At 60.1% G+C, this 12,301-nt stretch carries 11 protein-coding genes; 6 read left to right on the forward strand and 5 right to left on the reverse strand.

The features are described 5' to 3' along the window. Positions 1-20 precede the first annotated feature (20 nt). Positions 21-611 carry an HD domain-containing protein gene (locus tag KFS80_RS14670; RefSeq protein WP_212545153.1) on the forward strand — a complete coding sequence of 197 codons (591 nt, stop codon included), beginning with the start codon at positions 21-23 and terminating at the stop codon, positions 609-611. Positions 612-688: 77 nt separating this feature from the next. Here KFS80_RS14670 and KFS80_RS14675 read toward each other — a convergent pair whose 3' ends face one another. After that, positions 689-1,504, reverse strand: a complete 816-nt coding sequence (locus tag KFS80_RS14675; protein ID WP_212545154.1) for a UDP-2,3-diacylglucosamine diphosphatase — start codon at positions 1,502-1,504, stop codon at positions 689-691. Positions 1,505-1,637: 133 nt separating this feature from the next. Here KFS80_RS14675 and KFS80_RS14680 point away from each other — a divergent pair, with 133 nt between their 5' ends. Then, the gene (locus KFS80_RS14680; RefSeq protein ID WP_212545155.1) at positions 1,638-2,402 is read left to right on the forward strand and encodes an AraC family transcriptional regulator; all 765 of its coding nucleotides are present in this window, start codon (positions 1,638-1,640) and stop codon (positions 2,400-2,402) included. 206 nt (positions 2,403-2,608) lie between these two features. Further along, positions 2,609-3,502 (forward strand): DMT family transporter, encoded by an 894-nt coding sequence (locus tag KFS80_RS14685; RefSeq protein ID WP_212545156.1) that lies wholly within the window; start codon positions 2,609-2,611, stop codon positions 3,500-3,502. Here the strand turns inward: KFS80_RS14685 and KFS80_RS14690 are convergent. Beyond that, a complete protein-coding gene (locus KFS80_RS14690) occupies positions 3,496-3,783 on the reverse strand; it encodes an Rdx family protein (RefSeq protein ID WP_122608951.1) in 288 nt (95 codons plus the stop codon). The two genes, KFS80_RS14685 and KFS80_RS14690, sit on opposite strands and share 7 nt — an antisense overlap. A 71-nt stretch (positions 3,784-3,854) precedes the next feature. Between KFS80_RS14690 and KFS80_RS14695 the strand changes: the two genes are divergently transcribed. Next, complete coding sequence (locus tag KFS80_RS14695; RefSeq protein ID WP_212545157.1) at positions 3,855-6,044, forward strand: patatin-like phospholipase family protein; 2,190 nt, start codon at positions 3,855-3,857, stop codon at positions 6,042-6,044. Positions 6,045-6,164: 120 nt separating this feature from the next. On the opposite strand, the gene KFS80_RS14700 is transcribed toward KFS80_RS14695, so the two are convergent. The 3 genes from KFS80_RS14700 to recQ all read right to left on the reverse strand — a co-directional run bounded on the left by KFS80_RS14700 (position 6,165) and on the right by recQ (position 10,851). Then, positions 6,165-7,844, reverse strand: a complete 1,680-nt coding sequence (locus KFS80_RS14700; RefSeq protein WP_212545158.1) for a motility hub landmark protein FimV — start codon at positions 7,842-7,844, stop codon at positions 6,165-6,167. 127 nt (positions 7,845-7,971) lie between these two features. Continuing rightward, a complete protein-coding gene (locus tag KFS80_RS14705; protein WP_053118236.1) occupies positions 7,972-8,406 on the reverse strand; it encodes a MarR family transcriptional regulator in 435 nt (144 codons plus the stop codon). A gap of 315 nt (positions 8,407-8,721) precedes the next feature. After that, positions 8,722-10,851: a DNA helicase RecQ gene (gene recQ, locus KFS80_RS14710; RefSeq protein WP_053118234.1), complete on the reverse strand. Its 2,130-nt coding sequence runs from the start codon at positions 10,849-10,851 to the stop codon at positions 8,722-8,724. A 388-nt stretch (positions 10,852-11,239) separates the two neighbouring features. On the opposite strand from recQ, the gene KFS80_RS14715 reads away from it, so the two are divergent. Together KFS80_RS14715 and KFS80_RS14720 are read left to right on the forward strand one after the other, a co-directional pair. Next, positions 11,240-11,827, forward strand: coding sequence for a UPF0149 family protein (locus tag KFS80_RS14715; RefSeq protein WP_053118230.1), 588 nt, complete (start codon positions 11,240-11,242; stop codon positions 11,825-11,827). 10 nt (positions 11,828-11,837) lie between these two features. Beyond that, positions 11,838-12,233, forward strand: a complete 396-nt coding sequence (locus KFS80_RS14720) for a YbaN family protein (protein ID WP_212545159.1) — start codon at positions 11,838-11,840, stop codon at positions 12,231-12,233. Positions 12,234-12,301: the final 68 nt, after the last annotated feature.

The following is a 12,301-nucleotide window of genomic DNA, read 5'->3' on the forward strand; positions in this document are numbered from 1 at the left end:
AAGAAACACGAGGTTTGCCGATGAATGCCAATGCCCGTTTCACCCATATGAAGGACGGTACGCAGGAAGACTGGGCGATCATCGCCTCGGACTTCAGTGCCTACGCCAAACAATTGCCCTCGCGGATCATGGCGCACCTGAAATTGCTTGAAGGCGACTTCGGCGGCTTCCCGGTGGATCGCCTGACCCACTCGCTGCAAACCGCAACCCGCGCCTTTCGTGATGGTCGCGACGAGGAATACGTGGTCTGCGCGTTGCTGCATGACATTGGCGACACTCTGGGTTCGTACAACCATCCGGACATTGCGGCGGCGATTCTCAAGCCGTTCGTCAGTGCCGATAATTTGTGGATGGTGGAGAAACACGGGGTGTTTCAGGGTTACTACTTCTTTCATCATTTGGGCATGGATCGGCATTTGCGCGAGCAGTTCGCCGGGCATCCGCAGTATCAGGCGACGGCCGAGTTTTGCGCCAAGTACGATGCGGCGGCGTTTGATCCGGCGTATGACACGCTGCCGTTGAGCTTCTTTGAACCGATGATGGAACGCTTGTTTGCGCAGCCGAAGAACTCCATTTACAAGGCGGCGATGGAAGAACATAGCCCCGCCTAAGATCAAAAGATCGCAGCCTTCGGCAGCTCCTACACAGGTCTCATGTAGGAGCTGCCGAAGGCTGCGATCTTTTGCATTTAAGCGAGTTCGGCGACTTTGGCCGCTTTTATCTCAGCCTCTCGCGCCTGCGCATCCGCTAGCCGATATAACTCGATCGTGCCATCCCAATGCTCGATCAGCGCCGTACACGACTCCACCCAATCGCCGCAGTTGAGGTAATCCACCTCGCCGACCTTACGAATCTCGGCATGGTGAATGTGCCCGCAGACCACCCCGTGCAACCCGCGCTTCACGCACTCATGGGCGATGGCTTCTTCGAAGTCGCTGATAAAACTCACCGCCGTCTTCACCTTGTGCTTCAGGTACGCCGACAGCGACCAATAGCCGTAGCCATAACGCGCACGCCAATGGTTGAGCCAGCGATTCAGCGTCAGGGTAAATTCGTAGGCCGAATCGCCGAGGAAGGCCAGCCAGCGGTGATATCGGGTGATCACATCAAACTGATCGCCGTGAATCACCAACAGATGCCGACCGTCAGCCGTGACATGCACCGCTTCGTCGACCAACTGAATATTGCCGAGAATCAGCTTCGAGTAGCGGCGCAAGAACTCATCGTGATTGCCGGTGACGTAGATCACTTCGGTGCCGCGCTTGCTCATGGTCAGCAATCGACGAATCACGTTGGTGTGCGCTTGCGGCCAGTACATGCCGCCGCGCAGTTTCCAGCCGTCGATGATGTCGCCGACCAGATACACCTTGTCGGCGTGATAGCCCTTGAGGAACGTCGACAAGTGCTCGGCCTGGCAATCGCGCGTGCCCAGGTGCACGTCGGAGATCCACAGGGTTCGCACCCGTTGTTTGCGGCTGGGTCTGGCGAGCTCGGCGCTGGTCATGGGCAACCCTCTGCGATGTTTTCGCCACTCTGCGCGCGTCCGGTTAATCGACCATGACAGGCGCGAGTCAGTCCTGTGACAGCGCACACAGCGCCCGCCGGTGTAGACTGCAGGCCTGCCCGGAGACTTGTTTATGCGCCCGATTCTCACCCTGCGTCAGTACACCCGCGATCTGATCGTCCACAGCCACGAGCACGCCCAATTGGTGTTCGGGCTGTCCGGTGCGCTGGATTTCGAGGTCGAGGGCCGTGGCAGTCAGGTGCGTCAGCAAAGTTTTGTGGTGATCCCTTCGGGTGCGCATCACGCGTGCGGCAGTCCCGATGGCAGTCGTTGCCTGGTGATGGACATTCCCGACGGGCAATGGCTGGTGGATTCGTTGGGAGCACATGCCGAGGCCAGCCGCCGTTTGCTCGATCAGCCTGCGCGCCTGTCGCTGGATTCCGGGCAGAGTCAGTTGGTCAGTTGGCTGGCGAACAGCCCGGTCAGCGATCCGTTGATCGCGCAGCAAGGCTCGGTGTTGCTGCTGGCCAGCCTCAATCATGCGAAACCAGTCGAACTGACTGCCCGCCGTTTGCCTTATGCGGCGCTGGATGCGCACATCGAGCAGAACGCGGCTTATCCGCTGCAAGTTGCCGATCTGGCGCGGGTTGCCGGGTTGTCGAGTGCGCGGCTGCATGCACGGTTTATGGCGGAATGCGGGCAGACGCCGATGGATTACATGCGCAGTCGACGGCTGCATTTGGCGGTGCAAATGTTGCGCGACACGCTTTTGCCGATGGGCGAGATTGCCAGCCGCGTCGGTTACAGCTCGCAAAGCGCCTTCTCGGCCGCCGTCCTGCGCGAGTTCGGCTCATCACCCGGCCAGCTTCGCCGCGATTCCGGCGACAAAAGACGATAGTCCGCCGACAGACTTACTGACCTCTACACGCTTAAATGTAGGAGCTGCCGAAGGCTGCGATCTTTTGATGTTGTTTTTTAAATCAAGATCAAAAGATCGCAGCCTGCGGCAGCTCCTACAGTGAGATTGTGTGAATGATCGTTACCACGCAGAGCGTGGGAACGATCAATGCATCACAACGAATCGTGTCTGGATTAAGGATTGCAATGACCCCGCGTACCGCCCTCGGCGCTCTACATATTGGTGCTTTGATGTTTGGCCTGACCGGTGTGTTCGGCAAACTCGCTGCCGCCTCCCCCGCCGTGATCGTTTTCGGCCGCGCCGCTTTTGCCGTGCTCGCCCTGGCGTTTTTCGCCCGTTTCGCCAGTGCGCAGGGCTGGCAAAAACTCGAGGCCGTGGACTGGCGTCGACTGATCCTCAGCGGCGTATTGCTGGCCGGGCATTGGGTGAGTTTCTTCATTTCGGTGAAAGTCGCCGGCGTGGCCATCGCCACGTTGGGCTTCGCCAGTTTCCCGGCATTCACGGTGATTCTTGAAGGGCTGATCTTCCGCGAACGCATCCGCGCCAACGAAATTGTGCTGGTGGTGCTGGTCAGCGTCGGCCTGATTCTGGTGACCCCGGCCTTCGATCTGGGCAGCGGCGCCACCGTTGGCTTGCTCTGGTCGGTGCTGTCGGGGCTGCTGTTCTCCTTGCTTTCGCTGACCAACCGCGCCAGCTCCGGACGCATCCCGGCGGTGCAGGCGGCGCTGTGTCAAAACGTGGTGGTGGCGTTGTGTCTGCTGCCGGTCGCGGCGCCGCAATTGAGCGAAGTGCGCGCACTGGACTGGTTGTGGATCGCCCTGCTCGGCGTATTCTGCACCGGCGTCGCTCACAGCCTGTTCGTGGCCAGCCTGGCGGTGATCAAGGCGCGCACCGCAGCGGTGGTGTTCGCGATGGAGCCGGTCTACGGCATCACCGTCGCCTGGCTGCTGTTCGATGAAAACCCGACGCCGAAGATGTTGATCGGCGGCGCGCTGATCATTGTCGCCATCGTCGTCTCGGCGCGGATGTCAGGCAATGCCGACAAGAAAACCGTCGCCGCCGAGGCCGCGTCTCACTGAGTGCGGTCGTTGTGACCGAGGTCGCGGTCAGGATCGATCTGATCGCGCACCCGCTGTTTCAGCACCTTGGCTTCCGGAAAACCGCCGTCGGCCTTGCGTTCCCAGATCTGCACGCCAGCGCAGGTGATCTGAAACACTCCGCCGGTGCCCGGCACCAACGAGACTTTGCCGAGATCGTCGCCGAAGGTGCTGAGCAACTCCTGCGCCAGCCACGCGGCGCGCAACAGCCATTGGCATTGCGTGCAATAAGTGATGACAACTTCTGCTTTTGCGACAGTCATGTTCGCTACAACTCCTGAGACAGAGGGCGCCGCTATAATAGCCGGCTTTACCGCTTGCCCCGAGACTCACAATGCGCCGTCTGCTGTTCTGCCTGCTGCTTGGTTTTCTGCCCCTCTTCGTCCATGCCACTGAAGCGCCGCGCCCGAAAATCGGCCTGGTGCTGTCCGGCGGCGCCGCGCGCGGGCTGGCGCACATCGGCGTGCTCAAGGCTTTGGAAGAGCAAGGCATCAAGATCGATGCGATCGCTGGCACCAGCATGGGCGCGGTGGTCGGCGGCTTGTACGCCTCGGGTTACAAGATCGACGAGCTGGAAAAACTCGCGCTGAACATCGACTGGCAAGCCGCACTGTCCGACGCGCCACCGCGTGAAGACGTGCCGTTTCGACGCAAGCAGGACGACCGCGATTTTCTGGTGAAACAGAAACTCAGCTTTCGCGACGACGGCAGCCTCGGCCTGCCGCTGGGTGTGATTCAGGGGCAAAACCTCGCGCTGCTGCTGGAAAGCCTGTTAGCCCACACCAGTGATACCCGCGATTTCGACAAACTGCCGATCCCCTTCCGCGCCGTGGCCACCGACATCGCCAACGGTGAGAAAGTGGTATTCCGCAAAGGCCATCTGCCGCAGGTGATTCGCGCGAGCATGTCGATCCCGGCGGTGTTCGCGCCGGTCGAACTCGATGGCCGGTTGCTGGTGGACGGCGGCATGACCGACAACATTCCGCTGGATGTGGCGCGGGAAATGGGCGTCGACATCGCCATCGTGGTCGACATCGGTACGCCGCTGCGCAACCGCAAACAACTGACCACCGTGGTCGACGTGCTCAACCAGTCGATCACCCTGATGACCCGGCGCAACTCGGAAGAACAACTCGCCGCGCTGCACGCCGATGACGTTTTGATTCAACCGGCACTGGCCGCCTTCGGCGTCACCGATTTCGGCAAGGCGCAGGAAATGATCGACGCCGGTTACCGCGCGACCAAAGCCCTCGACGCCCGCCTCGCCCAGCTCAAGCCGAGTGAATCCCAGGACGCCGAACTCAACGCCGCCCGCTCGCCGGGCCAGCGCACGCCGGTCATCACCGCCATTCGTGTGGAGAACGATTCGAAAGTCGATGATGACGTGATCCGCTACTACATCCGTCAACCCATCGGCGAACCGCTGGATCTGGGCCGACTGCATTCGGACATGGGCACCTTGTACGGCCTCGATTACTTCGAGCAGGTGCAATACCGCGTGGTGCACAAAGGCCCGGATCACACCCTGGTGATCAGCGCGCGCGGCAAACGCAGCGGCACCGATTACCTGCGCGTCGGCCTCAATCTGTCGGATGACATGCGCGGCGACAGCGCCTTCAACCTCGGCGCCAGCTACCGCGTCAACGGCATCAACCGTCTCGGCGCGGAATGGCTGACGCGTGCGCAGATCGGCGACAAACAAGAGTTGTACACCGAGTTCTATCAGCCGCTGGACGTCGGTTCGCGCTACTTCGTCGCCCCGTATGCATCGTTCGAAGCGCAGAACGTCGAGTCGATTCTCGATAACGATCCGATCGCGCAATACCGCGTCGAGCGCTACGGTTTCGGCCTCAACCTCGGTCGGCAGATCGGCAACAACGGCGAAGTGCGTTTCGGCGTTGGCGAAGCGTGGGGCAAGGCCGATGTGCGCATTGGCGATCAGGATCTGCCGAGCGAAAGCTTCAACGAAGGCTTCTACTCGTTGAAGTACTCGTATGACTCGCTGGACAACGTTTACTACCCTCACGAAGGCAAGGACATCAGCCTGACGCTGACGCAATTCGAACCGAGCCTGGGCTCGGATACACGTTACCGGCAGTGGGATTTCAAGATCGACAAAGCCATGAGTCATGGCCCCGACACGTTGATCCTTGGCGGTCGTTACGGGCGCACGCTGGACGACGCCAATGTGGTGACATCGAGCTTCCTGCTCGGCGGCGCGCGGCAGTTGTCGGGGTTCCGGGAAGATGCGATTTCCGGGCAGAACGTCAGCCTGATGCGTGCCGTGTATTTCCGCCGTCTGACGCCGCGTTCGTACTTGCCGCTGGACTTCCCGCTGTACGCCGGTGCTTCGCTGGAGCGTGGGCGGGCGTGGAACAATGACAATGAGTTCGACAGTGGTTACATCAATGCGGCGAGTGTGTTTATCGGGTTTGACACGCCGCTGGGGCCGTTGAATTTCACGTATGGGTTGAATGATGCGGATGAGCAGGCGGTTTATCTGAACCTTGGGCAGACTTTTTGATTAGCGTTGTCTGATCTGGCGCCTTCGCGAGCAAGCCCGCTCCCACAGTTTGGAATGCGTTCCCCCTGTGGGAGCGGGCTTGCTCGCGAAGGCGTCAGTACATTCACCCCATCAATCAGCTCAGCGAATCCCCGCCAACAACGTCCGCGCCGTCTGCTTCAACGGTTCGTCGCCTTCCTTGAGCAATTCATTAAGCAACGCAATTGCACTGTCGATATCACCATCATCAATGCAGTTCTGCGCCTGCTCAAGCTTGCCGGCGCCCTCCTCCACTTCAGGCTCTGACAGCTGCAAATCCAGCGGCTCCAGCGTCAACGCCTGCGGATCACCAAACTCATTAAGGAAGTCATCATCCAGCGGCTGCGCATCCGGCTCGGGAATCCATTCCAGCTCCGACTCCTCCGACAATGGCTGAACCGGCGCTGGAGAGTTGTCCTGCAGATCCCAACTGGAATCCATCGACAGCTCGCCCAGATTCAATTCGAAATCATCCACCGGCGGCGTGGGTTCGGGCTGAGCGGCAGCGATCGGTGCGGCCACCAGAACCGGCGCAACATTCGTCAGCTTCGGATGCCGATCGCGAACTGCCTGCAATTCGTGTTCATCGACTCCAAGCTGTCGCAAGTGGTTTTCCTGTTGCTCGTACGCGGCGTTATCGCCTTGGCGCCCTAAAACTTCGAGCAGTTGCACCCCGAGGTCGATGCGTTCCGGTTCCTTGGCCAAGGCATCGCGCAGTAAGCCGACGGCCTCGCCGAGCCGGCCGTACGCCAGATAAATGCCCACCGCTTCCAACACATCGCCTGCTGCGGGTTCTTCGCGGTGTTCGGCTGAGGCGTGGTGTCTGAATGAATCGGGACTCTGCGTTTCCTCGGTGTCGGGCTCGACGCCAAGTGGCAACGGCGGCGCGGCAACGGTTGGCGTTTGTTGGCGACGGCGCACGATCAACCCGCCAATCAGCGCGAACAACAACAGCACTAATCCGCCGAGCAGCAGCCAGTTGGGCGAATCATCTTCCGTAGCGACTGGCGCAACCACCGGAGCGGGTGCTGGCGTCACCACAGCTGGCGGCGGTTTCTGCAGCTCGGCCAGACGCGTCTGCAATTCGCCCATTTGTTTTTTGCCGTCGGTGATCAGCGCCTGTTGCTCCTGCAACTTGGCGTTCTGCTCTTCGATGGTTTTTTGCAGTTGTTGATTGAGCAACACGCTGGCGGCTAACTGTTCAGCGACTGCATCGTTGGCCGGTGCGGCGGGAGTTGGTGGCGGCGGAGCAGTTTCTCGCTTGCCCTGCGCGGCCTGAACCGGCGCGGTCACAGGCTCGACAAATGGAAACGAAGAGGACTGCGCACGCGGATCCGGCTCATCAGTGGCCGGCTCGATTCCCGGCGTACCCGGCGGATCAATCAGCACGGTGTATTCGCGCAGCAATCGGCCGTTGGGCTGATTGAGCTGCACGAGGAAATTCAGGAAGGGTTCGTTAACCGGTTTGCTGGACGTCACCCGGATCATCTGGCGATTGCCATGCAGGATCGGGATGAACTTGAGGTCGTTGAGGAAAAACACCCGCTCGACCCCGGCCTCAGCGAACTCATCCGCCGTGGCCAGGCGCACCGACAGATCGTTTTGCGTCAGCCCGCCGACATCCACCAACGCGATATCGGCCTTGAGCGGCTGATTGAGGCTTGAATGGATCGTAATGTCACCCAGCCCCAACGCCATCGACCACGTCGAGTAACTGAATAGCCCGGCCAGCAGCAACCATTTGCCGCCACTGCGCCGTACCACGTGCCAACTTGCGAGCATGAGCATCCCTTAAATAAGCAAAACCGACTTCTATGCGTTCGCACATCCGGTACGAACACGATATTGCCCAGTAGTTCTTATAGTCGGCTCAGTGCGATCTCTCAAAAAATCGGCACAGGGTTGTGCCTCAAGATTTTTCCAGGTTGGTCAGAATGTGCGCGTGAACACGCATGCACACCTTTAAATCCGCCTCGTCGACGCCTTCGAACAATTCGTGGCGCAACTGCGTGGCAATGGTTTCAATTTGTTCGATAAGCGGCAGCGCGGGCGCGCAAAGGACGATTTTTTTCGCCCGACGGTCTTCCATCACGGACTGGCGTTGCACCAGGCCCTGGCTTTCCAGACTATCGAGCAAGCGCGCAAGGGTTGGCCCTTCTACGCCGACGCTCTGCGCCAGCTCACGTTGGGTCGGCGCCTCTTCGAAACGCGCCAGATGCAGCAGCACCAGCCAGCGCGCCTGGGACAGGCCCAGCCCGGCGAGACGGCGATCCAGTTCGGCGCGCCAGCCACGGGACATTTGGGCCAGCTGCATGCCAAAGCGGTGTTGATCGGTTAACGGCATAAAACACTCACGGTTAGTCTGAAAAATAAGGAATTTCTAATTATTAGCCAGCTAAGCATGAGCCGCAGTTATAGGCAAGAGTCGCTCTGTACTGAATCGTTACATCTTGAAGCCCCTCACCCTAGCCCTCTCCCAGAGGGAGAGGGGACTGATTGGGGGATATTGGGGAATTACGCCGACGTGATAGTGCGACGTTGAATTCATAATCGACTCGGTCATTCAGGTCGATGTAGGACGCAAGACACCTCGGTCGGCCCCCTCTCCCTAGGGGAGAGGGCTGGGCGGGCGGCGTTCCGATGAGGGGCAACGGCCAAATTACATCTCAAATTCCGATTGCAACGCTGCCCGAACGCAATACAACACGCCTTCCGGCACCCGCCCGGCGAACAACTCGGCAATCTCAGCGACCGACGGCAACTCACCTTCGCCATCAAGAAACGCATCCTGCACTTCACCCATCAGCTCTTCAGGCAGATCCAGCGCCTGTTCCAGCGACAACTGCTGCTTGCCAATCGCCTCAGCCAACATCGTGTAAACATTCTTCTCCGAACATTGCAACTGACCGGCAATCTGCAACGGCGTCATGCCCGCGCGGGCCAACGTGATCAGCTCATGGCGCACATCGGCCACGACTTTCGGCGCCTCGACCTCGCCACCGAGCACTTCGAGGAAGGCATCGCCGTAACGCTCAAGTTTGCGCGCACCGACACCACTGACCCGGGCCATTTCCGCCAACGAAGTCGGTTGGCTGCGGAGCATTTCCAGCAGCGTCGAATCCGGGAAAATAACGTACGGCGGCACACCATGTTCTTCGGCGAGTTTGCGCCGCAACGCACGCAACGCTTCCCACTGTTCGCGCTCTTCGCCGCGCACCAGTTGACTGGCCGGGCTCTTGCTGCCGCTTTTCGCAGTGACTTGCGGCTTGAGGTCGCGGCGCAGCTCCAGGCTCACTTCGCCCTTGAGCAGCGGTCGGCAGCTATCATTCAATCGCAGACCGCCATAACCTTCGTGATCGACATCCGCCAGGCCCCGCGCCACTAACTGGCGGAACAGCGAGCGCCATTCGCTCTCGCTCAACGCCTTGCCAACGCCCCACACCGACAAATGCTGATGACCGAAGCTGCGGATTTTTTCATTGTCTTTGCCCAACAGCACATCGACCAAATGACCGACGCCGTAACGCTGGCCAGTGCGGAAAATCGCTGACAACGCCTGACGCGCAGGCTCGGTGGCGTCCCAGGTCTGCACGCCATCGACGCAGTTGTCGCAGTGGCCGCACGGCTCGGGCATGTCTTCGTCGAAATACGCCAGCAAGGTCTGACGACGGCAGCGGGTTTCTTCGCAGAGCGAGAGCATCGCGTCGAGCTTGTGCTGCTCCAGACGCTTGTGGCGCTCGTCGCCTTCGGAGTTTTGCAGCATCTGCTTGAGCATCACCACGTCTTGCAGACCGTAGGCCATCCACGCGTCCGCCGGCAGACCATCACGGCCGCCGCGACCGGTTTCCTGGTAATACGCTTCAAGGGATTTCGGCAAATCGAGGTGCGCGACAAAGCGCACGTTGGGCTTGTCGATGCCCATGCCGAACGCCACGGTGGCGACCATGATCAGGCCTTCCTCATTAAGGAAGCGCTTCTGGTTGAAGGCACGCAAATCATTGGGCAGACCGGCGTGATACGGCAGCGCCGGGAAACCCTGCTCGCTCAAGAACGTCGCGACTTCTTCAACTTTCTTGCGCGACAGGCAATAGACGATGCCGGCGTCGCTGCGTCGCTCGGCCAGAAACGCCAGCAACTGCTTGCGCGGCTGCTCTTTCGGCACGATGCGGTAAAAAATGTTCGGACGGTCGAAGCTCGACAGGAAACGCTCGGCGTTCTGCAGGTGCAGACGCGTGACGATTTCTTCGCGGGTACGCTTGTCGGCGGTGGCGGTCAGGGCGATGCGCGGCACATCGGGAAACAGTTCCGCCAGTTGACCGAGTTGCAGGTATTCCGGGCGGAAATCGTGACCCCATTGCGATACGCAGTGCGCTTCGTCGATGGCGAACAGGGCGATGTCCAGGCTCTGCAGGAACGACAGCATGCGCGGCTGCACCAGACGCTCGGGCGCCAGATACAACATTTTCACTTCACCACGTTTGATCCGCGCGGCGAGATCGCGTTGTTGCTCGGCGCTCAGTGTCGAGTTCAACGCTGCCGCCGCGACGCCAAGTTCTTCGAGGGTGGCGACCTGGTCGTCCATCAACGCGATCAGCGGCGAGACCACCACTGCCAGGCCTTCGCGCAACAGCGCCGGCACCTGGAAGCACAGGGATTTGCCGCCACCGGTAGGCATCAGAACCAGTGCGTCACCGCCGCTGGCCACGCGCTCAATGATTGCACCCTGACGGCCACGAAAACTGTCGTAGCCGAAGATGTCCTTGAGGACGCGTTGAGCCTGTTCGAGCATAGAAACTCCAAAAATCACAAAAACATCCCTGCAAGGCTGGTTCATGACGGGCAAAGCTGCACCGCAGAATCGTAAGAACGCATTGCATGACGGCCGCAATGCGGGCAGGGATCGCAAAACGCGGCAGTATACCCGAGGCCTTCCCTGCACAGGGTGCCGCTGATAAGACACACGCTGTAATTGGCTTCACACCGAACCCTGTGGGAGCGGGCTTGCTCGCGAAGGCGGTGGATCAGTGAATGTAAAAGTGCCTGACACACCGCCTTCGCGAGCAAGTCCGCTCCCACAGGTGACGTGTTCTGCCCGGCAAATCTGCCGTGCGGCTGGCTTGAGCGCGCAAGAAGGCCTAGAATTCCCGCATTGTTTATTCCCCCAAGGTAGCCCCGTAATGTCCTTCGCTGAGCAACTAACCCGCCTGCAAGTCTTCCTCGACGCCGACGAGCTGCACGACGAGGCGCTGGATTACGTGGCCGCTCACGGCTACCTGACCGCCCTGTCGATCTGCTCGGACGTTGTGCCGGATCGCGAGTGGATCGACGCACTGTTCGCCGAAGAGCCGCACTACAGCGGTGAAGCCCAGCGCGAAGAAATCGAAGCCACACTGATCGGCCTCAAGGCGCACATCGCCCGTCAACTGGCGTCGGATGAAGAATTCGAGCTGCCATGCGAACTGGATCTGGGCGAAGATCCGGACGATTCCGAACTGCGCGGCTGGTGCATCGGTTTCATGGAAGGCGTGTTCCTGCGCGAAGCCGCCTGGTTCGAAACCGCTGAAGAAGAAGTCAGCGAAATGCTTCTGCCGATCATGGTCGGTTCGGGCCTGTTCGACGAGCAGCCTGAGTTCGAAGACATCGCCAAAGACGCCAACCTGATGGACGACATGATCGTGCAGATCCCGGAAGCCCTGACCGCGCTGTACTTGCTGTGCCAGGCGCCAGACGAAAAACCGGCGATCCTCAAGCCACGTCACCACTAAGATCCGGCCTATGGACAACCCCATAGGCAACCGCTCCCTGATGCTGCGCTACATCCTGCTGGCCATCGGCTGGCTCAGCGTGGCATTGGGGGTGATCGGTATTTTCCTGCCTGTTCTCCCCACCACACCGTTCCTCCTGCTGGCCGCCGGGTGCTTCGCCCGCAGTTCGCCGCGTTTCTATCGCTGGCTGGTCGAGCATCCTCGGCTCGGGCCATGGATTCGTGACTATCTGGAGGGCAACGGCATTCCGCTCAAGGGCAAGGTCTACGCGATCGGGCTGATGTGGGCGAGCATTCTGTTCTCGTGTTATCTGGTGCCAATGCCGTGGGCGCGCGGGTTTATGTTGACCAGTGCGGTGTTGGTGACGGTTTATATTTTGCGACAGAAGACCCTTCCCAAGCGCTGAGGCTTCCCGCTGACCGTTCGTCTTGAAACCACCCTACCCTGTCAGATCTGACAGGTGACGCCACACCC

Source organism: Pseudomonas rustica (genome assembly GCF_018336155.1).
GTDB lineage: Bacteria > Pseudomonadota > Gammaproteobacteria > Pseudomonadales > Pseudomonadaceae > Aquipseudomonas > Aquipseudomonas rustica.